Genomic DNA, 22734 nt, shown 5'->3' with positions numbered 1-22734 from the left:
CGGGGCTTTGCATGCGATCGGATACAAACCGGATACATTTTTTGGTTCAGGAACCCGCAATGACCCAGTCGCAACGTTTGAAATATTCGATTCTGATTTCCCTGGTGGTACTGGGGATCATGTTCGGCCTTTCCTGGCTGCAAAATGCAGGGATGATCACAGAGCAGTTATTCCAGTACATCGCCATTGGCGTGGCAGTGCTCGTGGTGGTGATCAATGGCGTAATGCGTCGCAAGGTCAAGCCTTGAGCGACGCCTCTTGGCTGGATTGCTCGCTAAAAAGGACAGCAGCAGCCTGTGGATGCAGGCTGTAGCTTTTGTCCGGATTGAGGGTGATCACGCCTTCACCGCACAAGCGTTTCAACACTTCCCGGACGCTGAGAAAGGACAGGGGAATGTCCAGGTCCAGCAAGTGGCTGTGCACGCCCCGCACGCCCAGGCTGCGGTCGTTTTCGGCGGCGGTCAGCAAGGCGTCGATGACTTTCAGGCGAATCAGGCTGGTACGCAGGCCAAAACTCTTGAGCAAAAACCTGATCCGTTCGTTGCCGTGGCGTTCGGCTTGTTGATTGAAAACGCCGGAGCCCAGGGTGCTGGCTTTTGGCGCATGGCTACCGTCCGTTGGCAGTTGCGGGTTGTACATGCAAAAACTCCTTTTCAGAGCCTGATCAGGAAAAAGTGATGGGTGCTCTCAATCAATAAGACGAACGAGCCAGGCAAATAATGAAGACCCGCATGTAGAAAATTTGTCGACGTTACGTCAGCGGCCCGTGAGCCGGGCGTGGGGACGCCCTCAAGGGCCTAAATTTTTGCGGTTTGCTTCGTTTAAAGGGGAGGCGCATTGCGTGTCATACGTCTTTTCGATCAGGAGCGAGCGTGATTATTTCCAGGCAGTTAACCAGGTTGAGCCTTGCGGGTGTGTTTCTAGGGCTGAGTCTTGCGGCAAATGCGCGCAACCAGCCAGAGCAGGCGACTGCCGAGATTCGTCGAACCAGTTTCGGTGTGCCGCATATTCGGGCCGACAACGAGCGAGGCCTGGGCTATGGCATTGGCTATGCCTACGCTCAGGACAATCTGTGCTTGCTGGCCAATGAGATTGTCACTGTCAATGGCGAGCGCTCCCGGTATTTCGGCCCGGACCAGTTTACCGTCGAAGAGCGCGGGAACCTGGCCAGCGATCTGTTTTTCAACTGGCTGAACACCCCCCAGGCTGTCGCCGCTTTCTGGCAGGCGCAAACACCTGAAGTCCGCGAACTCATCGAAGGTTATGTGGCGGGTTACAACCGTTCGCTGACAGAACGTCGGGCGCACGGTTTGCCGCAGCAGTGCCAGGGTGAATGGGTGCGCGCGTTGACTGCGCAGGACCTGGTCAAGTTGACCCGACGTCTGCTGGTCGAAGGCGGTGTGGGGCAGTTTGCCGAAGCGTTGGCCGGCGCTACCCCGCCGAAAACCGTTGCCCATGTGGCGGGCGAGCCCGCGTCTTTTCAACTGGCGGCCTCACGCATGCAACGCTTCGCCCTGGATCGAGGCAGTAACGCCGTGGCGGTCGGCAGCGAGCGTTCGTTCAACGGTCGCGGGATGTTGCTGGCCAATCCGCACTTTCCGTGGGTGGGCGGGATGCGTTTCTATCAGATGCACCTGACCATTCCGGGCAAGCTGGATGTCATGGGCGCCGCGTTGCCCGGCCTGCCCATGATCAATATTGGTTTCAACCAACACCTGGCATGGACCCACACCGTGGATTCGTCCAAGCACTTTACCCTGTATCGCCTGCAACTCGATCCCAAGGACCCGACCCGTTACCTGCTGGATGGCAAGTCCTTGCCGATGAAAAAGCAGACGCTGACGGTGAACGTGAAGCAACCCGATGGCCAGACCCGGCAGATTTCCCATGTGGTCTATAGCTCGCAATTCGGTCCGATTGTGCAATGGCCCGGAAAACTGGACTGGGACAACCAGTTCGCCTACAGCCTGCGCGATGCCAATCTGGATAACGACCGGGTTTTGCAACAGTGGTATGCGATGAACCGTGCCGCCAACCTTAAGGATTTGCAGGCATCGGTGCACAGGATTCAGGGGATTCCGTGGGTCAATACCCTGGCGGTGGACGATCAGGGGCAGACGCTTTACATGAACCTGTCGGTGGTGCCGAACGTCAGTGCCGACAAACTGGCCAAGTGCAGCGATCCGCGGGCCGGGTTACAGATGATCCTGCTCGACGGCTCCAACAGCGCTTGCGCCTGGGATATCGACCCGTTGGCTGCGCAAAAAGGTATCTATGCGGCAGACAAGTTGCCGCAACTGTTGCGCAAAGACTTTGTGCAGCATTCCAATGATTCGGCCTGGATGGCCAACCCGGCGCAACCGCTCACCGGTTTCTCGCCGTTGATCAGTCAGGACAATCAGCCATTGGGGCTGCGTTCGCGCTTCGCACTGGCGCGTCTGGGCACCTTGAGCAAGGCCGGCCCTGTCGCTGCGGCCGATCTGCAACACATGGTGATGGACGATCAGGTGTATCAGGCGGCCCAAGTGATGCCGGATCTGCTGCAATTCTGTGCCGCAGATCTCGGTACCGATGCGCCGACGCTTATGCCGCTATGTGCCAGCCTCAAGGCCTGGGATCGCCGTGTGAATCTGGACAGTGGACTGGGCTTTGTCCATTTTCAGAATGTCATGGTGCCGTTACAGCAAATCCCTGATATCTGGCGTGTGGCGTTCGACCCGAAAGATCCGCAACACACACCGCGTGGCCTGGCAATTGAACGGCCAGACGTCGCCAAAGCGATTCGGGCGGCGATGCTGGCTTCGGTCGAACAGGTAAAATCCCTTGGCCTGAAAGCCGATAGCCGCTGGGGCGATATCCAGGTGGTCAGCAGTGGCGGGCAGCAAACGCCGATCCACGGCGGGCCGGGTACGCTGGGTGTGTATAACGCGATCCAAAGTGTGCCGAGAACCGACGGCAAGCGCGAAGTCGTCAGTGGCACCAGCTATTTGCAGGTGGTGACGTTCGATGACAAGGGGCCTCAGGCTCAGGGCTTACTGGCATTCTCATTGTCCAGTGACCCGGCGTCGAAGTATTCCCGGGACCAGACACTGGCCTTTTCGAAGAAACAGTTGAGTGTGTTGCCATTTACCGAACAGCAGATCACCTCTGATCCGCAGTACCAGGCTCAGACGATTCGCGAACAGGATGAAAAAGCAGGGAAAATCGCCGCGCAGTAGTCGCAAGAGCGTTTGAATCAAAAGTGAAGGCCGCACCCCGCAAGGGTGGCGGCCTTCAGCTTTTTGGGGCTTGTTGCGGGATCGAATTGAGGACCGGATTGCCGTCCTTGTTGCGGGTCAGATAGACCGGCAGCACCTTGGGCAACGAAGCCACCAGGTTATTGAGCTCTTTGATGTTGTAGATACCGCCGAGGCGTATCGAGCCGGTACTGTGGTCCGCGATCATGACTGGCTTGTTCAAATAACGATTGATCAAGGGCAGGGCGTCGGTCAGCGTCAGATCATCGAGCACCAGTTTGCCGCTGCGCCACGCCAGCGAATGGTCATTGGTGGAGGTCTGGCTGATTTGCGGCGAAAAGTCGCCGTGCCGGTAACGCGCCTGCATGGCAGGCTCGAGACGCAGACCCTCACCGGGCAGGGTACCGTTGCTGGTCACCAGCACAGAACCTTCGATCAGGTTCACGCGTACCTGGTCTTCATACATCCAGACGTTGAATTGGGTGCCGGTGACGCGAATCCTGCCATCGGCTGCCCTGACGATGAATGGATGCTGCAGGTCATGACTGACGCTGAAGAAGGCTTCGCCTTTTTTCAGCGTGACACGACGCTGGTCCTTGTAATTGCTGAACGTCAGTTCACTGCCCAGGTTCAGCTCCACCTGACTGCCGTCGCCCAGCGTGACCTGACGAACATTATCGGTCGCCTCGAAATGCTGGTAGGCATTGGGCAGCCAACCCAGGTTCCATCCGGTATAGGCCGCTAGCGGCAACGCCAAGGCGCAGACGGTGGCTGCAATGCCGAAAGTGCGCCAAGGCATTGTCGGTTTGCCGCGAACAGTCGGCGCGGGAGACTCGGGACGAGGCAAATCGCCCGCAACCTCCCAGATCTCCAACATGGCTTCGTACTCGAAGGCGTGCAGAGGATGGGCATCACGCCATTGCTCGAATGCCTGACGCTCTTCGGCCGTGCAGTCGATTGCATGCAAACGCATGCACCAGTGCGCAGCGGCATCGGTGATGGCGTCGTATTGAGCTTGAGAGAGAGTGTGGTCGGTCATTGACTCATCCTGATTTCCCGCATTCTAACCTTGAGGGGAAGTCTGCGAGAACAACCGTCATGGCAATTGCCCATCAAAGTGCAACTTATTTTTCACCCGCATCCCCTGAAAAACAGGGCGTCGTCAGGCAGTATCCACAGATGGAGTGAAAAAATGGTCAAGGTCAGCAGGACTGAACTCTGACCCGGACGAGAAAAGCAGGTGCAGATCGGGTGACCTGCGCCTGATTTTATGTGCTTCAAGTCAAACCGTTATGGGACTGGCACCGGATCCAGTTGTCGGCCCATTTCACATATCAAGCGAGCGACCGAGTCGGCGTTGCGCAAAATGGTGTCGATGCGCAGATTCGCATTTCGTGGATTGAGGAAGGCGTTGCGAGCTTCATCCATCGTCGTGCAGCCCGTCGTTGTGAGGATGTCCTTACCCACATGCTCCAACCCCTCAATCGAGTCCAGACTGATCCATGCCTGGATTTGTTCGTTCCAGCGCGTAAACAGTTCTTCTCTCGGGGTGGCCAGGGACAATGCTTTTCGCTGGAAGTCCTGCTGCGTCTGTTTGATTACCACACCGAAACCGGTGACGGTGGCGATGAGGTCGGTGAACGGACGCCTTGCCTCAACCGTCGCAATATCCACGGTTTTTGAAAAAAGATGGGAAAACTCATGAATCAGGGTCGCGGCCCGGGAATGGTCGTCAACGTCGAAAGGCTCAGTCAGACAATACTCGTACCAGTCGAGTTTCGGGTCAAAAAACCTCTCAGTGAAATGCACACGTCTCTGAGCATCGTCATTCACAACAAAAGCGATCGTACTGTCGAGCCAGTCTGTGTTTGAACCGACCACAAAACGATCGGTATTCAACAAATCCTCGTTTGGGTCCACCAGGGCCTTGCAGATAGGAACGATGACTTTTTTGATTTTGTCGAGAATATTGGAATCGAGATTGTCAGCATCAAAAAAGGCTTTAAGAAAGGTATCCAGCCGCGTCCCCGGCTTCAGGTGTCTGAGTTGCACCAGGTTATGCAGACTGTTGAACGCGTAGTAGCGAGCCAGGTCTATGGCTTGCACGATCATGCGTGCTTTTTCCGGGTGTTTTCTCCGAATGTCTTCCATTCCCCGTGCTTCGATATTCAGCACGCTGTTGATTACGCCATTGGAAACATATTGGTTGTGCATTTTCGACAGGGCTTTGCCGTAGTGAATCGTATGTGAGTCCGGATCGATCACCCATTGCTTGCCAGGCGCTGTCAGTAACGCGGGCCCCTGTTGTTGGTCGTTGATCATTCGCCAGATCGCCCCGGTTTTGGCGACGCGGTATACCTTTCCGTCGACCGGTGCGTAGGTTCGTTGGCTGGTCGCCTCCAGATAAGTGCCATCAGTCGTGCGCCTGGTCAGATCTTTCAACGCCACAGCAGTGGTCTCAAAAGGCTGTAAAACCGTGCGCGTTGGTGCTGTCGGTTTTACTTGCGACCATTGCGGGACAACCAACGGCTGAGCAACAGGTGGCGTGGTGGCCATTGCCGGCGCCGACTCGAGAGACTCCTCCAGTGACAACCGTCCCAACGACACCAATTGCGCGGCACCGGCAATAAACGTCTGCAATGCCTGTTTCCAGTGATGATCCTGCAGCGCTTCGGCGGAGTCTTTGAAGTCTTTGTAGCTTTGCCACAGAAACAGCACATGGGAGAGTTTGCCCGGCAACAGGCCCGAAATCAGTCTGATACCAGAGCTGAACAAGTTTTTGGCGGCTTCCCATTCTGCCTGGCCGGTGATTTCGGAGTGGCAGCCGAGGATGTTCGAAAGAAGGCTGACGTTATCGCGGAACAACTGTGCAAGCAGGTTGCCGCTGATGGGGGCGGAGGCGAGGGTGATCTCGCTCTGTTGCCCGACGGTGGACTTGAGCAAGTTGCTGAATGAAGACTGTTCAGCCTCGGGAAGCCTGCGAATCATCAATTCCTGAAGTAGCCCTGGTGTATTAATCGCTGAGATAACGCTGGCCTCGTTCTCGAATTCGGAGAATATGGGGCCTGCGTGGTAAGGCGCATAGAGGATTTGCGGCCCGGCATGTCCGGCACCAGGACCGATCAGGTACAGGCCCAGGGTTTTGACCGCTGCGGCACCTGCGGTCTTGATCATTTCCAGCGGCCTGACGATGGCGTGGGCACCTGCTACCGCCGCGCGGGCGATCGCGTCCGGCATGTCGAGAACCTGCCAGATCAAATCAAAGGCGCTGCCGGAAAGACGTTGCTGCAGTTTCAGCGCATGAGCGTGTTGCAGCAGTTGCCAGGGTAGTTGCTGAATAAAACGTTGCATTCGACTGTCGGCATCGGTGCCGGCCTTAGTCAATGCATCTGTCACGCGCTTTGCATAATCGCTCTGGATATTCAGTGATTGCACAAGCTGGCGCACGGTGTCCTGATTCAGGTGCACGGGAAGGGCTTGAGAAGTTGTCGAGGCAATCTTGAACCCGGTGCCTTGAGCCGCGTTGATAGGGTTCAGGGCAAATTCGGTCAAGCTACGCGACGGCCCGGCCAGGGCCAGGTTTGGCGTGATTCTGATGTGATCGGGGTTCAGTTGCGTTCCAGGGAATCGGCTGCCAATCAACGATACCAATCGGTCATGCACATAGGACGTCAGGGGCTGGATCCCGTGCAAGTAGTCTTTGTCGTCGGTGACGCTGTTGCAGTATTGCTCCAGCAGTTCGATGTGCAACTGCTGTTCTTCGACAGGGGCCATGCCGAGCCACGCAGGCAAGGATTGTTGTCGGGTGATTGCCTGCGAGATCAACGTGGCTCTTTGCAAGTTGGTGTCGATAACCCTTTGCGTCATTTTTTTCAACGCTTTGATCTGCTGCGCACCGTCCAGCTTCAGGCTGCGCAGGTGTTCGCAACGGGCCAGGAAGTGGTCAATGGAGGATTGCGCAAGGTGCTGCAACACATGGCCTTCAATCAGTCGCAAGGAGTTGAGCTTGTAGCGCTGGTTGAATGTGCGTTGGGCCGGGCTGAGGTTTTCCAGCAGTTCCAGACGTTTGTTGGCGTCGAGCAGACGCCGGTTCAGTTCCGTCGTTGCGCTGTTGATCGTCGCAAAAACTTCCAGCCCGGCCGCAGGCGTCCACAGAATCGCCCGGCCCGAATGCCGGACATCGAGCCCGCCACGTTCGGTCAACAGTACGCAATGGGCCAGGGGGAGAACATTTCTCTGCCCGGTACGCTCAAGAATCAGTGAATAGGCATCAGGCTTGAAACCATTGAGGGCAATGCGCGTTTTTCGATCCGGTTGATCTGGATTGAGCACCGTATCGACAATGGCGCGGTCGCTACCCCGCAGCGTTGCGTTGAGTACCCGCAGGCTGGCTTCGCCGCGCAAACCCACGGAAAATGCGTGGGCCAGCCGGGGTTTCAGTTTGTCCAGATAAACGCTCTGTAGCGCCAGAGAGGCGATTGGCTGGGAGGCGAACTCCGTGCTGATCAGCGATTCGACAGCGCTGAAGGTTTTTACCAAAGCCGCTGTCTTGTCTGCCAGCACCATGGACGGCAGTTGGTTGCCAGACAACACTGGCCGGGTAGTCCAGCGTTCCTGAACATTGAGCGTCAGCAATTGATCGCTGATCATTGAGCGTATATCCAGTGCCTTGTCGAACAGGGCATGGAGGTCCACGGTGCCGTCGCTGTGGCGGTAAACCTGCAGAACGTATTCCATGTTTTGCAGTTGCTTGGTAATGATCGCCTCAAACAGCTTTTTGAATACCGACCCCGAAATCACCTCGCCGCAGACCTGTGGGTGGTTGAAACCGATGAACCGATTCCGTTCGTCCAGATTCAGGAGACCGTAGAGCTCGTCTTCGTGACCGACCGCGCTGAATTTTCTCAGCAAGGTGTCTTTGAGATCTTGATCGTCTTTCAGAACTTGAAGGCCCTGAGTGGGGGTGTAGAGGAAGGCATTGGACGAGGAATGACTGATCATCAGCGACCCCGCCAGCTCTACATAGTTGGCCTCGTGTTCCCAAAGACGCACGGTTTCAAGGCTGAGTGTCGAGGACGTGCCGGCTGTCGGCTGAATCAGCTGGTGCAAGGCCTGGCTCTGTTCAGGGTTGATGATGTCGGCTTCGCGTTTGATCAGGAACTCTGCGCGCGCCTTCTCCCGGATGGCCCGGCTGAAAAAGTCGCGACGGAGTGCGCCGTCGGCCGCTGCCGTGTCCCAGTAGTGCTGCAGTTTCCCGGACAGCAGGCTTATCAGTTTGCTGGAGGCGGTCTTTACAGCGGTTTCCCAGTGGCGCTGGTCGGTGCTCGCCGGCGCTTTTTCCGGATGAGAAAACTCGTGAAGCTGCCCGCTCGGCCATCGCTGATGGCGGTAGTACGACAGCACGGCGTCACTCAAGGACATGGAGTTGATCCAGCGGCGGCTCGGGGCACTTTCCTGGTTACCGTCATGGGGCGGTGCAACGGAGTAAAAGTTGAGTCGGGTCTGGCGTTGATCAACGCCCGGGAATGGCGACTGCAGCAACTCATCAAGCAGCGTAGTGAGGAGCGAGGTGAGCGTCGGCAGCTTGATCAACTCGTCCAGCATGGCCTGCTCGTTCATTCGCTGGTTATTGGCGATGACGGTGCGCTGGTCTTCGAATACGTCGCCCTCGATGGCCTGAAAGCTCACTTGAATACGGGGTGCGGCCGCCAGCGTTTTACGCGCAGACAACGACATGAAGGCCAGCAGGTCGTGGTCCTCGGTCGCGTTGTCCAGCTGACGTTTAAGCTGTTCGGTCAAGGCTGCGCGGCTGTCGAACTTCTTTATGCCGGCGTACGGGGTGTAGAGAATCTCCCCTTTGTCATCCGGAGTGAGGCTGAGCACGAAGCTGCCGGCCAAGGGAATGGGGCCCAGAGCGTCCGACTTGAGCAGAATTTTTTCGGCGAACATCGATGGGGTCTGTTGACTGCGTAATCTTTGGCTGGCCAGTTCCAGATGACTGAGCCATTCGAAATCCTTGCGCGTCAGCCCATGGGTTTTACCCAGATCATTCCAGTGGCTGGGAGCGCGCAGGGCCTCGGGGAAAAACAGTGGGGCGGGAGGTGTGGGCATTGTCGAGTCTCGTTCAGGGCGCTGCGGGGTGCGCCTGTGGATTGAGGCTCAAGACTAAAAGTCGCGGGTGAGTCGAAGGTGGTAGATAGTTACCGCACGGCCACCCGATGTTCGTGCAAACAGGCGCCAAAGCAGCTTTTCGGCTCAATCGGTTCTGATCAGGTGCACCGGTTCAAGCGAAAGGTTGACAGGCTGCTGGTCGCCCGTTGTTAATCGGTTGGTTTTCGTACGCTGTTGCCCCCTCCAATAATTACTCTGGAGCTTCAGATGTCTGCGCCACACGATCATGTCTCTACTGCGGTTTCGCAAAACCTGTCCTTCGAAGCGCTGACGGCGTTGCTCGAGCAGATCTTCCTGCGCCACGGCACCTCAGCCGATGTCGCCAAAACCCTGGCCCTCAATTGTGCCGGCGCCGAGCGCGACGGTGCACACAGCCACGGTGTGTTCCGCATTCCCGGTTATGTGTCGACATTACAAAGCGGTTGGGTCAATGGTCAGGCGGTGCCGGTGGTCGAGGACGTGGCCTCCGGTTTCGTCCGGGTCGACGCCGCTAATGGTTTTGCCCAACCGGCCCTCGCGGCCGCGCGGTCATTGTTGGTGGAAAAAGCCCGCAGTGCCGGCATTGCGGTGCTGGCCATTCGTAATTCCCACCATTTCGCCGCCTTGTGGCCAGACGTCGAGCCGTTTGCCGATGAAGGGCTGGTGGCACTGAGCGTGGTCAACAGCATGACCTGCGTCGTGCCGCACGGTGCCGATCGTCCTCTGTTCGGGACCAACCCGATTGCCTTCGCCGCGCCCAGGGCCAACGGTGATCCGATTGTCTTCGACCTGGCGACCAGCGCTATCGCTCATGGCGACGTACAGATCGCTGCCCGTAAAGGCGAGCGTTTGCCGGCGGGCATTGGGGTGGACAGCCTCGGCCAGCCGACCCAGGACCCGAAAGCGATCCTTGAAGGCGGCGCGTTGCTGCCGTTTGGCGGGCATAAGGGCTCGGCGTTGTCGATGATGGTCGAGTTGCTGGCGGCGGCGTTGACCGGAGGCCATTTCTCTTTCGAGTTCGACTGGTCGAACCATCCGGGGGCGAAAACACCCTGGACCGGTCAACTGCTGATCGTGATCGACCCGAGCAAATCGGCGGGACAGAACTTTGCCGAGCGCAGTCAGGAGCTGGTCCGGCAGATGCACGGCGTGGGGCTCAAGCGGTTACCGGGTGATCGACGTCACCGGCAGCGTGCCAAAGCCAAGGCCGAAGGCATTGCGCTCGACGCTCAGACGCTGGCGAATCTGCGAGAGCTGGCAGGGCTCTGAGGTCCACCGCAATCCCTAATGTGGGAGCGGGCTTGCTCGCGAAAGCGGTGTGTCAGGCAACATCAATGTTGACTGTACCGCCGCCTTCGCGAGCAAGCCCGCTCCCACAGGTTCCGTACTGTTGCTCAATGGCTTAACGCCGGCCCAACAACAGCCCCACCACCAAACCGAATCCGGCGGAGATGGCTACGGTTTGCCAGGGATGACCCCCGATGTAGATTTCGCTGGCCTCGACTGCGGGCTTGGTCCGGTCACGCATACTGGAGACTGAACCCCGGGCCTGCTGGAGTTTCTGGGCGATTTGACCACGAAGGGTGTCCGCTTCTTCACCGACCAGTGAAGCACTACTCTTCAGCAGTTTTTCCGACTCTTCGATCAGGGCCTGAAGTTCGCTGAAGACCTGATCCTTGATTTGATCCTCGGCGACTTGATCGATGATTTTGCGGGCCATTGGAGTACTCCTTGCAGGTGAAAAGGCAGTGAACAATGGAGTCTGGCGCCATGGCAAAAGTTGCACAATTTTGCGTGGCGACTCCACCCTGAAAAAAAATCCAGGGCAGGACATTTCTTTCTACAGTGTAAGATGTCGCCTATTTTACGCAGCAGGTAATTCCCATGAGCTTCAATCTGGCCGACAAACCCCTTGCCGAGCGCGCGGCGCTGGAAGATGAAAAATCCCGTCTGTTCGAACTCTGGCAAAACAACCTGGGTAAATCCAAGGGCGAAGCCGCACGGTTGTTCGGTGAGCGTGCCAAGCGCAAAGGCAAATGGGCCGAGTGGGTCCGCGCCGAACTCGACGGCATGTCGCCGCCGGAATTCGCGAACATGGTGCGCAGTGAAGTCAATCGCCTGATGGCCGCTAAATAGGCTTCCAGCACGGACAGTTTCGAAATTGCCTGCGCCAGCGCCTACAGATGGGAAAAGGTCGCGATAATCGCCTCGCGCACTTTCAGCACCACCGGATCGAGCTGCGTGCTGGTGCGCCAGCCCAGTTCGATCGGGTAGCGTGGCAGCGCCAAAGGGCAGGGCAGCAACGCCAGTCCGCTGAGCGCGGCGATACTTCGAGCCGCATGGGCTGGAATAGTCGCCACCGCCTGGCTGCCCTTGAGCAGATACGGCAACGCCGCAAAATGCGTGGTCGACGCGCAGACCCGCCGACTCAGCCCCAACGCTGCCAGGCCTTCATCGGTAATCCCGATAAAACCGCCCGATGACACCAGAATGTGCTCGCGGGCGACGAACGCCTCAAGGCTGAGAGTCTCTTGTCCTTCGGCCAGACTGAGGGGATCCACCAGACACCGATAATCGCCTTCACCCAGCACCTGACGACTGAGCAAACGCTCGGCAAACCCGCCTGCCGTGATCGCCAGATCGATGCTGCGTTCCATCAAGGCCCGGGCGACGATCTGGCTATGGGTCTGGCGAAAGATCAATCGCAGTTTCGGCGCGCGATCAGCGATTTCTTCAATCAATCGTCGCCCGTAGGCAATTTCGAAATCATCCGACAAACCCACCGTCACCGAGCGCCCGTCGTATTGATGCGCAGCCGGATCGACCATCGCCAGGCTCTGGCGGCATTTATTCAGCGCATCACTGACCACCGGTTTCAACTGGTTGGCCTTGAGCGTCGGCGCAAGGCCTCGACCCGTGCGCACGAACAACTGATCGCCATACACCTCACGCAATCGACGCAACGCCGCGCTGACCGCCGATTGCGTCACGCCCAGACGCAGCGCGGCACGGCTGGCGCTGGACTCTTCATGCAGGGCTTCGAAGACTTTGAGCAAGTTGAGATCGACGGTCGCGATATTCATTTGGTTCATATCATTCAGCAGTGAGTCGGGCTTTATTCATGATCCTGTGGCGCCGCAGAATGAGCAACACCTCATTACTGACGGAGTTACCACGATGCCCAAGTCCATCGTTGCTGCGCTGCAAATCGGCGCGTTGCCCGGCGGCAAGGCCGACACCCTCGATCAAATCCTCTCCTGGGAAACCGCCATTATCGAATCCGGTGCGGCACTGGTGGTCATGCCGGAGGCATTGCTCGGCGGCTACCCCAAAGGCGAGGGCTTCGGCACGCAATTGGGCTATCGACTGCCAGAGGGGCGGGAAGCGTTTGCGCGGTATTTCGACAACGCCATCGACGTGCCCGGTGCCGAGACAGAAGCCCTGGCCGGATTGTCCTCGCGCACTGGCGCCAACCTGGTGATCGGCGTGATCGAGCGCACGGGCAGCACCTTATATTGCACCGCGCTGTATTTCGATCCGCAGGCCGGGCTGGTCGCCAAGCACCGCAAACTGATGCCCACCGGCACCGAACGACTGATCTGGGGCAAGGGCGATGGCTCGACCTTGCCGGTGATCGACAGCCAGGTCGGGCGGATTGGCGCGGTGGTGTGCTGGGAAAACATGATGCCGCTGCTGCGCACCGCGATGTACGCCAAAGGCGTGGAGGTCTGGTGCGCGCCGACGGTGGACGAGCGGGAAATGTGGCAAGTCAGCATGCGCCACATCGCCCATGAAGGACGCTGCTTTGTGGTCAGTGCCTGTCAGGTCCAGGCCTCACCGCAAGCCTTGGGCGTGGAAATCGCCAACTGGCCGGCGCAGCGTCCGTTGATTGCTGGCGGCAGCGTGATTGTTGGGCCCATGGGCGACATTCTCGCCGGACCGCTGCGCGACGAGGCGGGTTTGCTCACCGCCGAAATCGACACCGCCGACCTGATCCGCGCCCGTTACGACTACGACGTGGTCGGGCACTACGCGCGCCCGGACGTGTTTGAGTTGACGGTGGATGAGCGGGCCAAGCCGGGTGTGCGGTTCAACGCATAACAAATGTGTGGGCTTGCTCGCGAAGGCGGTGTGTCAGCTGATATTAATGTCGACTGACACGCCCTCTTCGCGAGCAAGCCCCACACACATTGGATCTTCAGCGCAGTTGAAGCCACTCTTCACGGGTGATCTCCCACAGTTCCTTCGGGAATCGCCCGCTGACGAAGTCGCCCTCTTCGATGTGTATCAAGCGCATGCCAGTACGTTCCGAGAGTTTGCGCGAGCCGATATTCGGCGCCGCTTTCGGCACGCGCAGCAACGGCCGGCCGAGTGTTTCGAACCAGTACTCGGTCACCGCTGCACTGGCTTCACCCATCAACCCCTGTCCTTGCCATTGCGGGGCCAGCCAGAAGCCGCGGTTATTGTCCTGTTCATTCATCAGGCTGACATTACCAATCAGTTGATCGGGCGCTGACTTCAGGCGGATCGACCAGTGCCATTCTTCGTCACGGGCCATCGCCGGCAGGGCAATATCACGCAGGTAAGTCATCGCGCCATCGGCGGGATAAGGCCACGGCACCAGGACATTCAGATAACGCACCACGTCCCAGTGAGGGAATTGTTGCTGGATGGCCTCGGCATCGGCCAGTTCCAGCGGGTGCAAAATCAGTCGTTCGGTGTAGAGCGTTGGAGCAGGGTGCATCGTGGGTGACTTCCTTGTACGGGCGGGCGATGCGCTTCATGCGCAGCATCGATTGTCGTCTAATCTTTAGGCGTTCACACCCCTGTCAATGGATGGACTACCCATGAGTTTGTTACTAGGCCCGATTCTGCAATTTCGTGGTATCAACAGTAATGTCTATAACGTGTCTGCTCTAGTGGTTTTACCTTTGGGCGGGTTATCGCCCAGCGTAAAAGTACCCAGCGGTGTCACCGCCGGCAAACCGTTGGCCACCGCCGATATCCCGTTGCTCAACCCTCAGTACCGCGTCTGGCGCATCGATTTCAAAGCGGTGCAAGACCAGAGCGTTGCCATTACCTACACGATCAAGATAGAGGGTACGGAGACCAATTTCGTCGTTCCTGCCGAGGGCCAGACGCCGCGCATCGCGTATGTGTCGTGCAACGGCTTCTCGGACCCCAAGGATATGGAGAAGGTGGACAGGAATAACGAGCGCTGGGAGCACATGTGGGGCGTTCATCAAGGCGAGCCTTATCACCTGCTGTTGATGGGGGGCGATCAGGTTTACAGCGACGACATGCGCAGCAATGTGTCGTCCATGAAAACATGGTTCGCCAAACCCTTCGCCGACCGTAAAAAGGCGGTCTACAGTAAGGTGATCGAAGCCGATCTGGATAGGTTTTTCACCCGGCTCTACCTGGAACGCTGGAAACAGCCTGAGGTGGCGAAAGTGTTCAGCGTCATCCCGACGGTGATGATGTGGGATGACCATGACATCATCGATGGCTGGGGCTCCTACGACGAGATACTGCATTCGAGTCCGGTGTTTCAGGGGCTGTTTGCCATGGCCAAACGCTATTTCAGGATTTTCCAGCAGCAACTGATCCAGACTCATCCTCACCTCAAGCCTTCCGCTGATACTCATCCCTGCGCGATTCCCGACACCGCTGACGGCTTTCACCTGGGGTTCACCGGTCTGGGCGAGTTGGCATTGCTGGTTCCCGACCTGCGCAGCGAACGTGCGCCGGATTTGACGGCCCCACGGGTTCAACAAACTCGGGTCATTTCGCCAGTCAGTTGGGATGCGATCTACGCTTGGCTAGGCAAGGTCAAGGCGCATAAGCACCTGCTGCTGATGTCGAGTATTCCCGTGGGTTACCTTGACTTGCAATCTGCCGAAAAGGCGTTGGATCTGCTTTCGGGGCAGCAGGAGCTCGAGGACGATTTGCGCGACCACTGGCGAAGCCTGCCCCACCGGGACGAACGCAAGCGGCTGATCATGCGCCTGCTGGATTTTGCCAATGCCGAATCATGCAAGGTCACGCTGGTGTCCGGCGATGTTCATGTGGCTGGGGTCTGCGTAATCGAATCGAAGTTGGCCCGGCATGGCAGCGACGGATCAGGGAAGATCTATCAATTGATTTCCACCGGCGTCGTCCATCCTTCGCCACCGGCCCTGGCGGTGCACTTTCTGGAGTCCATCGGCGGGAACCAGGAGCAGATCGACTACGCCATCACCGGAACCATGTTGCCCATCGGCGCAAGGGGGCGTTACCTGATTGCTGCTCGAAACTGGCTGGCGATAGAGCCTGATGAAGGCAGCAACGGCAAAACCCGGCTATGGGCCAACTGGCACATAGAAGGGCTCAAGCATTGTGTGACGCAGGTGATCGACCCCGTTATGTAGCGGCCGATGAACGTTACCAGGTCCCGGAGGTAGAACCCGGCAGGCTGAGTTTGCCGCGATCGACAAAACGCATAGTGCCGAACGCGCCGCCAGCCAATTTGCCCCGAAGCACGTACGGCAGATTATCCAGTGTTTGTGTCTGACTCAGGCCGAGGGTCTGACGCAGCACGGTGAACGCCGAAATGCTCACCGGCACCACTACCACCGCTTCGGAGAAACGGGGGATCGAGCCCGATTGGTCGCTGACGCCGGAGGCAAGTTGTCGGCCATTCACTTCCAGATTCAGCGCCACGCCGTTGTAGTCGATTGCCGTTTCATTGGGGTTTTGCACGCGCAGTTTTACCGCAAAACGCACTTCCAGTTCCTGGCTTGGCAGCGGCTCGATACCGACCACGTTGATGTTCAGCGGGTCGCGACTGGGAAACAGGGCACATGCACTGAGAGAGAGCAGCAGGAGGGACAGGGCAATTAATCTGCGCATGGACAGGCTCTCGTAAAGTAAAAGGCCGAACCGTGCATGGCTCGGCCTTCGAGCATTACGGACGGTTCAACTGTGCGACAACCACGGGAGGCACGGGTTCACCCTTGGCCGCAACATCCGGGTTCTGCATCACCTGAAGCACCGAGGCTTCCGGATCGAACTCGTCTTCTTCCAGCTCGATGAACTCTTCGGGCAAGAAGATATTCAGCACGATAGCGCACAACGCACCGACAGTGATCGGTGATTCGAAGATGTTGTGCAGCGCCTTCGGCAACTCGCGCAATACGTCAGGCACTGCCGCGACGCCCAGGCCCATGCCGAGGGAAATCGCCACGATCAGCATGTTGCGTCGATGCAGGCCGGCCTCGGCGAGAATCTTGATCCCGGCCACTGCCACGGTGCCGAACATCACCAGTTCAGCGCCGCCGAGCACCGGTTTCGGCATCAGTTGCAGCACCGCGCCGATCATCGGGAACAACCCCAGCACCACCAACAGGCCGGCGATGAAAAACGCCACATAACGGCTGGCCACACCAGTGAGCTGAATCACCCCATTGTTCTGGGCGAAGGTCACCATCGGCATGCTGTTGAACACCGCCGCCATCGCCGAATTGAGACCGTCGGCCAGCAGGCCGGATTTAATCCGGCGGATATAAAGGGGGCCTTTGACTGGCTGCCGGGAAATCATCGAATTGGCGGTCAGGTCACCGGCGGCTTCCAGGGGCGACACCAGGAAAATCACCGCCACCGGCACGAACGCGACCCAATCGAAGGAGAAACCGTACTTGAACGGTACGGGCACACTCATCAGCGGCACGGCGGGCAGGCTGGCGAAATCGACCTGGCCCATGAACCAGGCGACCGCGTAACCGAGGGCCAGGCCGATGACGATCGCGCCCAGGCGCAGGAACGGCACATCCACCCGGTTCAACACCACGATGGTTCCCAGCACCAGTGCCGCCAGCGCCAGATGGCTGGCGGCGCCGAGATCCGTCGCACCGAAACCGCCGGCGATGTCGGTCATGGCGACCTTGATCAGCGACAGGCCCATGAGGGTGATGATGGTGCCGGTTACCACCGGGGTGATCAGCATCCGCAGCTTGCCGATGAACTGGCTCAGCACCACCTCGATGAACGCGGCGAAAAAGCACACGCCGAAAATCGTCGAGAGGATTTCATCGGTGCCGCCGCCACGTGCTTTGACCATGAACCCGGCGCTGAGAATCACGCTGATAAACGAGAAGCTGGTGCCTTGCAGGCACAACAGGCCGGAGCCGACCGGGCCGAACCGTCGCGCCTGCACAAACGTGCCCAGCCCCGAAACGAACAGTGCCATGCTGATGAGGTAAGGCACTTCACTTTGCAGGCCCAGGGCGCTGCCCATGATCAGCGTCGGGGTAATGATGCCGACGAAACTTGCCAGCACGTGTTGCAGGGCGGCGAAGACCGTGGCGGTCAGATGGGGGCGATCGTCGAGGCCGTAAATCAGGTCGTTGTGGCGTGGGGCAGGGGCTTTTTCAGAGGCGGTCATGGTGGTTTGCGTGCCGAAAGGCGGGGCCGGGTCAGAAAATGGAGGCGCAGGATGCCAGCCGCGAGCAGCGAGGGCAACGCTAAACGGTACAGAGGGGCATACACAAAACCTGTGGCGAGGGAGCTTGCTCCCGCTCGGCTGCGCAGCAGTCGCAAACCCGGCACACGCGGTTTAACTGGAATATCGCGATAGCCGATTTTTGGGGCCGCTTCGCAGCCCAGCGGGAGCAAGCTCCCTCGCCACAGTGTGCGCCGGGGATTAAACGGGCGCCGCAAACGCCGCGAGCAAATCCTCTTCAAACGCCTTCTGCGCATCCCCCGGCACCTGAGCACGATGGCGCGCCAGGTGAAATGCCACCTCAAAACTCATATCGCCCTGGCGCACGGCGCGCAGCAATCCTTTGTCTTCCCAGCTGCGGGCGAAGTGATCGGGCAGGTAGCCAACGTGCTTGCCGGAAAGAATGAAGGCGAGGGTGCCTTCGACCTGCTCGGAACGCGCCGAACACCTCTTCCCCTGAAACGGCTCGTCGCTGCGCAGGAAGCGGTAGGGGTGATCGACCCGGTCGCAGGCCTGAAGTGCTTGATCGTCAGGCGCCTCATCGGTGAACAACGGATGCCCGGGGGCGCAATACAAATGCTGGGTTTCCGTGAACAACTCGCGGTAGTCAAAAGCGCTCTGCGCCTGTGAGAAATAACCGATCGCCAGGTCCAGCCGTTGTTGCAGCAACAACCGCTCCATCTCGCCGGGCATGGCGCTGATCAGCTCGATACGCACTGATTCATCCCGTTCGCGAAAGCGCCGGATCGCCTCGGCAACCCGTTGCAGCACCGACTGATCAAGCGCTTCGGACAAGCCCAGGCGCACTTCACCGATCAAGCGTCCGGCCACGCCGTTGGATTGATGTCGGAACGCTTCGATCGACTCGAACAAGGCGCGAATGGCAAGGAGCAGTTGTTCGCCCTTGGGGGTGACTTTGAACCCGCCCTTGCCGCGACTGCACAGGCGATAACCGAGCCGGGTTTCGAGCCTGGCCATCTGCTGGCTGATGCTCGACTGGCTCAGCCCCAGGTCACCCTGGGCCGCGCTGAAGCCACCGCATTCCACCACGCTGACAAACAGGCGCAGAAGGTGCAGGTCCAGGTCGTGAAGTTGACCGAGCATCAAACATTACTCCGCACTAAAGTCAGGATAACTAACTTGGTATTTTTCCAATGTAACTGACGACGCATTCTGCAACCACTTCCTCCGGTCAGGTGTTTGTCATGGCTCCGCTCTTCAAGCTGTGTTTACCCGCGCTGTTCCTCGCCATGGCCGTGCCGGCCCAGGCAGAGGAAAAAGTCCTCAATCTCTACAGTTGGGCCGATTACGTGGCGCCCGAGACCTTGCAACGGTTCGAAAAGGAAACCGGCATCCATGTGCGCTACGACACGTTCGATGCGCCGGAAGTCCTGGAAACCAAGCTGCTCACCGGCGGCAGCGGCTATGACGTGGTGGTGCCGTCGTCCAGTGTGCTGGCCCGTGGGCTGGCGGCGGGCGCGCTGAAGGAAATTCCTCACGATGGCCTCAAGGGTTACGCCAACCTCGACCCGGACATGCTGGAAAAACTGGCGGCGGTCGACCCCGGCAATCGGTATGGCGTGCCTTATACCTGGGGCACCCTCGGGTTGGGAATGAATGTCGAAGCAGTGCAGCAGCGCTTGCCCAACGTACCGCTCAACAGCCTGGACCTGCTGTTCAAACCCGAATACGCCAGCAAGTTGAAAGACTGCGGCATTGCGGTTCTCGACTCGCCGCAAGAGGTGATCGGCCTGGCACTGCATTATCTGGGTAAAGATCCCTACAGCACCGACAAGGCTGATCTGACAGCCGCCGACGCGCTGTTGCGTCAGTTGCAGCCATCGGTGCTGTACGTCGCCACCGGACGCCAGATCAACGATCTGGCCAATGGCAGCGTCTGCCTGGTATTGACCTACAACGGTGACGCGAGCATGGCTGCCGATCAGGCGCGCAAGGCCAACAAGCCATTCGAGGTGGCGTACCGCATTCCGCGGGAGGGCACGCTGGTGTGGCAGGACAATTTGGCGATTCCCAAGGATGCGCCGCACCCCGAAGCCGCCCGGGCCTTCATCGAGTTCATGTTGCGTCCCGAATCCGTCGCCGCGCTGACCAATACGCTGTTCTTCGCCACGGCCAATCGGGCGGCGACGCCATTGGTGGATGAGGCGGTGCGCAGCGATCCCGACATCTACCCGCAGAGCGAGGTGCGTGAGCGGCTGTATGCCGACCGCAGCATGAGCCTCAAGGACATGCGTCAGCGCACCCGTCTGTGGGCCACTTTCCGTAGCCGCCAATAAGCCCACAATAAGGAACACACTCATGGACGTCCCTGCACAGAACGATCAGGCCATGACCCGCGACAGTCTTTACGGGACTGCCGCCGAAAGCACCTACGCCGGTATCACCAGTTTCATGCGCCGTCGCTACAGCCGCGACTTGCGTGGTGTCGACGTCGTGGTCAGTGGCGTGCCGTTCGACACCGCCACCAGCAACCGCCCCGGCGCGCGTTTCGGACCGCGCGGCATTCGGGCGGCATCCACCGGGATCGCCTGGGAACGCCACTGGCCGTGGACGTTCGACCCGTTCGATCACTTGGCGGTGATCGACTACGGCGATTGCGCCTTCGATTACGGCACGCCGCAATCGGTGCCGGAAAGCATCGAAGCTCACGCCGGGCACATCCTGAGCGGCGGTTGCGCGATGCTGACGTTTGGCGGCGATCACTTCATCAGTTATCCGCTGCTCAAGGCGCATGCCCGCCAGCATGGCCCGTTGTCATTGATTCACTTCGATGCCCACAGCGACACCTGGCCGGATGAGGAGGGCAAACGCGTCGATCACGGCACGATGTTCTGGCATGCGGCCAAAGAAGGGTTGGTGGATCCATCGCGCTCGGTGCAGATTGGATTGCGCACCACCAATGACGATCATCAGGGCTTTCAGGTACTGGATGCGCGGCAGGTGCATCGGCAAGGGTGCGAGGCGATTGTCGAGGCGATTCGTGCGCGGGTCGGTGACCACCCGGTGTATCTGACCTTCGACATCGATTGCCTCGACCCGGCCTTTGCGCCGGGCACCGGAACGCCGGTGTGCGGCGGTTTGAGCACGGTGCAGGCGCTGGAGATTCTCGGCGGGTTGCGCGGGATCAACCTGGTGGGGATGGACGTGGTGGAAGTGGCACCGGCCTACGACTGCGCGGACATTACCTCACTGGCGGCGGCGACGTTGGCCATGGAGATGCTGTGTTTGTATGCGGCCAGGCATAAGGTTGATCGGTAACACACAAACCAATGTGGGAGCGGGCTTGCTCGCGAAGGGGCGTGTCAGTCGACATTAATGTGTCTGATCCACCGCATTCGCGAGCAAGCCCGCTCCCACAGGAGATTTACGGCAGGCTTAGGCCATTGCGCGGTGTTTCAGTAATAAGGTCAAACCGAGCCCGGTCACCGACAACAACGCCGCACTAAAGAAAATCCACGAATACCCCAGGTTCAACGCCACCGTGCCCATCAGCGGTCCGGCAATCGCCAGTGCCAGATCAAAAAACACCGCATAAGCACTCAAACCCGCTCCGCGACTGGCATTGGGCACTTGCTTGATTGCTTCCACCCCCAGCGCCGGATACACCAGCGACAGGCCGAACCCGGTCAGGCCGGCGCCGATCAAGGCATAACCCGTCGAGGGCGCCAGCCACAGCAGGACCAACCCGACGGTTTCAATGGTCATGCACGCGATGGCGGAGGTGAAGCCGCCGAAACGGCTGATGCTGGATATGAACAACAACCGCGCCAGAATGAAGCAGACCCCGAATACCGTCAGGCAGTAAGCCGCGCCGCTCCAGCCACGGCTGACGTAATACAGGGTAATAAAAGTGGTGAGCGTGCCGTAACCGATGGACGCCAGGCTCAGGCTCGCGCCGAAGGGGGCAATGCGCCCGAACACCGCCCAGAACGGCAAACGCTCGCCGCGGATCACCGGCACCGAAGGTTTGTTGCGGATCAACAGCAGCGCTAGCAGGGCCAGTAACGACAGCGCGATCCCGAGGCTTGTGAACCCCAGTTCAGCGACCATCACCACGCCCAATGGCGCGCCGATGGCGATGGCGCCGTACGAAGCGATGCCGTTCCAGGAAATCGAACGCGCCGTGTGCTCGACACCGACCTGGCCCATGCACCAGCTGATCGTGCCGACCCCGATCAACCCTTGAGCGATGCCCAGCAATAACCGGCCAGCGATCAGGATGATCAGGCTCAACCACGGCACACTTTGCAGCAGGGTCGACAGCAATGTCAGCCCGCCGCTCAACGCAATCCCCGACAAGCCGTAAACAATCGCCCGTTTGGTACCGATGCTGTCCGACAGACGCCCGGCCATGGGCCGACTGAGCAGGGTGGCCAGGTACTGAGAACCAATGGTCAGCCCCGCCACGATGGCGCTGAACCCCAACTGCTCATGGACATACCCCGGCAACACGGCAATCGGCAGGCCGATACAGAGGAAGGCAATAAAGGTATAGAAAACGATGGAGACGATCTGCAGGGTGATCGCTATTGAGCTTTGCGGGGGCAGTTGCTGCACAGACATGAGAGCTCGTTCGCGGGCGGCGGCAGGAGAACTGCATCATGGCGTGGGTGGGGAATAAAAGGAAGCAGGCTAACTATATTGGCCTTTGAATTTTGCAGCGTTATCGAGGGCCTCTTCGCGGGCAAGCCTCGCTCCTAGAGGTCCCGAGTTGTTCGCATTACGCGCGAACGACACAAAACCGTAGGAGCCAGGCTTGCCCGCGAAGGTGTCAGCACCAAAGCATCCCTTGGCCTTGAAATGCAAAAAGCCCCGTCACCAGGACAGGGCTTTTCAATTGAGGCTAGA

Annotated in this window: 18 protein-coding genes; 8 read left to right on the top strand and 10 right to left on the bottom strand. The window is 58.9% G+C overall.

Annotated features, from left to right (window positions below; genetic code table 11):
* The first annotated feature begins 59 nt into the window (after positions 1 to 59).
* Positions 60 to 248 (top strand): hypothetical protein, encoded by a 189-nt coding sequence (locus PSH65_RS17180; protein ID WP_305421439.1) that lies wholly within the window; start codon positions 60 to 62, stop codon positions 246 to 248.
* On the opposite strand, the gene PSH65_RS17175 is transcribed toward PSH65_RS17180, so the two are convergent.
* Positions 238 to 639, bottom strand: a complete 402-nt coding sequence (locus PSH65_RS17175) for a fe2+ zn2+ uptake regulation protein (RefSeq protein WP_305421438.1) — start codon at positions 637 to 639, stop codon at positions 238 to 240. The two genes, PSH65_RS17180 and PSH65_RS17175, sit on opposite strands and share 11 nt — an antisense overlap.
* 233 nt (positions 640 to 872) lie before the next feature.
* Between PSH65_RS17175 and PSH65_RS17170 the strand changes: the two genes are divergently transcribed.
* Entirely contained in the window at positions 873 to 3218 is a 2346-nt protein-coding gene (locus tag PSH65_RS17170) for an acylase (protein WP_305421437.1), read from the top strand.
* A gap of 55 nt (positions 3219 to 3273) precedes the next feature.
* On the opposite strand, the gene PSH65_RS17165 is transcribed toward PSH65_RS17170, so the two are convergent.
* Entirely contained in the window at positions 3274 to 4275 is a 1002-nt protein-coding gene (locus PSH65_RS17165) for a FecR family protein (RefSeq protein ID WP_305421436.1), read from the bottom strand.
* A gap of 251 nt (positions 4276 to 4526) precedes the next feature.
* On the bottom strand, positions 4527 to 9347 hold the full coding sequence (locus PSH65_RS17160; RefSeq protein WP_305421435.1) for a dermonecrotic toxin domain-containing protein: 4821 nt from the start codon (positions 9345 to 9347) through the stop codon (positions 4527 to 4529).
* Between the two features lie 267 nt (positions 9348 to 9614).
* Between PSH65_RS17160 and PSH65_RS17155 the strand changes: the two genes are divergently transcribed.
* Positions 9615 to 10655: an Ldh family oxidoreductase gene (locus tag PSH65_RS17155; RefSeq protein ID WP_305421434.1), complete on the top strand. Its 1041-nt coding sequence runs from the start codon at positions 9615 to 9617 to the stop codon at positions 10653 to 10655.
* A 133-nt stretch (positions 10656 to 10788) separates the two neighbouring features.
* On the opposite strand, the gene PSH65_RS17150 is transcribed toward PSH65_RS17155, so the two are convergent.
* Positions 10789 to 11106, bottom strand: a complete 318-nt coding sequence (locus PSH65_RS17150) for a YqjD family protein (RefSeq protein WP_305421433.1) — start codon at positions 11104 to 11106, stop codon at positions 10789 to 10791.
* 164 nt (positions 11107 to 11270) lie between these two features.
* Between PSH65_RS17150 and PSH65_RS17145 the strand changes: the two genes are divergently transcribed.
* Entirely contained in the window at positions 11271 to 11522 is a 252-nt protein-coding gene (locus PSH65_RS17145; RefSeq protein ID WP_007897387.1) for a hypothetical protein, read from the top strand.
* Between the two features lie 41 nt (positions 11523 to 11563).
* Here PSH65_RS17145 and PSH65_RS17140 read toward each other — a convergent pair whose 3' ends face one another.
* Entirely contained in the window at positions 11564 to 12478 is a 915-nt protein-coding gene (locus PSH65_RS17140) for a LysR family transcriptional regulator (RefSeq protein WP_305421432.1), read from the bottom strand.
* An 85-nt stretch (positions 12479 to 12563) separates the two neighbouring features.
* Here PSH65_RS17140 and PSH65_RS17135 point away from each other — a divergent pair, with 85 nt between their 5' ends.
* Entirely contained in the window at positions 12564 to 13487 is a 924-nt protein-coding gene (locus tag PSH65_RS17135; protein WP_305421431.1) for a carbon-nitrogen hydrolase family protein, read from the top strand.
* A gap of 97 nt (positions 13488 to 13584) precedes the next feature.
* Here PSH65_RS17135 and PSH65_RS17130 read toward each other — a convergent pair whose 3' ends face one another.
* Positions 13585 to 14130 (bottom strand): GNAT family N-acetyltransferase, encoded by a 546-nt coding sequence (locus PSH65_RS17130; RefSeq protein ID WP_305421430.1) that lies wholly within the window; start codon positions 14128 to 14130, stop codon positions 13585 to 13587.
* A 103-nt stretch (positions 14131 to 14233) separates the two neighbouring features.
* Here PSH65_RS17130 and PSH65_RS17125 point away from each other — a divergent pair, with 103 nt between their 5' ends.
* Positions 14234 to 15796 carry an alkaline phosphatase D family protein gene (locus PSH65_RS17125; RefSeq protein ID WP_305421429.1) on the top strand — a complete coding sequence of 521 codons (1563 nt, stop codon included), beginning with the start codon at positions 14234 to 14236 and terminating at the stop codon, positions 15794 to 15796.
* A gap of 13 nt (positions 15797 to 15809) precedes the next feature.
* On the opposite strand, the gene PSH65_RS17120 is transcribed toward PSH65_RS17125, so the two are convergent.
* The 3 genes from PSH65_RS17120 to PSH65_RS17110 form a co-directional block, all read right to left on the bottom strand.
* Entirely contained in the window at positions 15810 to 16277 is a 468-nt protein-coding gene (locus PSH65_RS17120; protein ID WP_305421428.1) for an LEA type 2 family protein, read from the bottom strand.
* A 55-nt stretch (positions 16278 to 16332) separates the two neighbouring features.
* On the bottom strand, positions 16333 to 17808 hold the full coding sequence (locus PSH65_RS17115; RefSeq protein ID WP_305421427.1) for a nucleobase:cation symporter-2 family protein: 1476 nt from the start codon (positions 17806 to 17808) through the stop codon (positions 16333 to 16335).
* Positions 17809 to 18066: 258 nt separating this feature from the next.
* Positions 18067 to 18969 carry a LysR family transcriptional regulator gene (locus tag PSH65_RS17110; protein WP_305421426.1) on the bottom strand — a complete coding sequence of 301 codons (903 nt, stop codon included), beginning with the start codon at positions 18967 to 18969 and terminating at the stop codon, positions 18067 to 18069.
* 101 nt (positions 18970 to 19070) lie between these two features.
* Here PSH65_RS17110 and PSH65_RS17105 point away from each other — a divergent pair, with 101 nt between their 5' ends.
* The gene (locus tag PSH65_RS17105; protein WP_305421425.1) at positions 19071 to 20162 is read left to right on the top strand and encodes a polyamine ABC transporter substrate-binding protein; all 1092 of its coding nucleotides are present in this window, start codon (positions 19071 to 19073) and stop codon (positions 20160 to 20162) included.
* 22 nt (positions 20163 to 20184) lie between these two features.
* Complete coding sequence (speB, locus tag PSH65_RS17100) at positions 20185 to 21144, top strand: agmatinase (protein ID WP_305421424.1); 960 nt, start codon at positions 20185 to 20187, stop codon at positions 21142 to 21144.
* 117 nt (positions 21145 to 21261) lie between these two features.
* On the opposite strand, the gene PSH65_RS17095 is transcribed toward speB, so the two are convergent.
* A complete protein-coding gene (locus tag PSH65_RS17095) occupies positions 21262 to 22449 on the bottom strand; it encodes an MFS transporter (RefSeq protein ID WP_305421423.1) in 1188 nt (395 codons plus the stop codon).
* Positions 22450 to 22734 lie beyond the last annotated feature (285 nt).

It is taken from the genome of Pseudomonas sp. FP603, from assembly GCF_030687415.1.
Taxonomy (GTDB): Bacteria; Pseudomonadota; Gammaproteobacteria; order Pseudomonadales; family Pseudomonadaceae; genus Aquipseudomonas; species Aquipseudomonas wuhanensis.
Note: the sequence above shows the minus strand (reverse complement) of the source record. Positions and strands in the feature narration are given on the sequence as shown.

What these genes read in the sequence shown, in the direction of transcription:
- PSH65_RS17160 (WP_305421435.1), bottom strand. Translation starts at nt 9,347, where the DNA reads ATGCCCACACCTCCCGCCCCACTGTTTTTCCCCGAGGCCCTGCGCGCT.
- PSH65_RS17150 (WP_305421433.1), bottom strand. Translation starts at nt 11,106, where the DNA reads ATGGCCCGCAAAATCATCGATCAAGTCGCCGAGGATCAAATCAAGGAT.
- PSH65_RS17130 (WP_305421430.1), bottom strand. Translation starts at nt 14,130, where the DNA reads ATGCACCCTGCTCCAACGCTCTACACCGAACGACTGATTTTGCACCCG.
- PSH65_RS17165 (WP_305421436.1), bottom strand. Translation starts at nt 4,275, where the DNA reads ATGACCGACCACACTCTCTCTCAAGCTCAATACGACGCCATCACCGAT.
- PSH65_RS17175 (WP_305421438.1), bottom strand. Translation starts at nt 639, where the DNA reads ATGTACAACCCGCAACTGCCAACGGACGGTAGCCATGCGCCAAAAGCC.
- PSH65_RS17180 (WP_305421439.1), top strand. Translation starts at nt 60, where the DNA reads ATGACCCAGTCGCAACGTTTGAAATATTCGATTCTGATTTCCCTGGTG.
- speB (WP_305421424.1), top strand. Translation starts at nt 20,185, where the DNA reads ATGGACGTCCCTGCACAGAACGATCAGGCCATGACCCGCGACAGTCTT.
- PSH65_RS17105 (WP_305421425.1), top strand. Translation starts at nt 19,071, where the DNA reads ATGGCTCCGCTCTTCAAGCTGTGTTTACCCGCGCTGTTCCTCGCCATG.
- PSH65_RS17135 (WP_305421431.1), top strand. Translation starts at nt 12,564, where the DNA reads ATGCCCAAGTCCATCGTTGCTGCGCTGCAAATCGGCGCGTTGCCCGGC.
- PSH65_RS17145 (WP_007897387.1), top strand. Translation starts at nt 11,271, where the DNA reads ATGAGCTTCAATCTGGCCGACAAACCCCTTGCCGAGCGCGCGGCGCTG.
- PSH65_RS17155 (WP_305421434.1), top strand. Translation starts at nt 9,615, where the DNA reads ATGTCTGCGCCACACGATCATGTCTCTACTGCGGTTTCGCAAAACCTG.
- PSH65_RS17115 (WP_305421427.1), bottom strand. Translation starts at nt 17,808, where the DNA reads ATGACCGCCTCTGAAAAAGCCCCTGCCCCACGCCACAACGACCTGATT.
- PSH65_RS17140 (WP_305421432.1), bottom strand. Translation starts at nt 12,478, where the DNA reads ATGAACCAAATGAATATCGCGACCGTCGATCTCAACTTGCTCAAAGTC.
- PSH65_RS17120 (WP_305421428.1), bottom strand. Translation starts at nt 16,277, where the DNA reads ATGCGCAGATTAATTGCCCTGTCCCTCCTGCTGCTCTCTCTCAGTGCA.
- PSH65_RS17095 (WP_305421423.1), bottom strand. Translation starts at nt 22,449, where the DNA reads ATGTCTGTGCAGCAACTGCCCCCGCAAAGCTCAATAGCGATCACCCTG.
- PSH65_RS17110 (WP_305421426.1), bottom strand. Translation starts at nt 18,969, where the DNA reads ATGCTCGGTCAACTTCACGACCTGGACCTGCACCTTCTGCGCCTGTTT.
- PSH65_RS17125 (WP_305421429.1), top strand. Translation starts at nt 14,234, where the DNA reads ATGAGTTTGTTACTAGGCCCGATTCTGCAATTTCGTGGTATCAACAGT.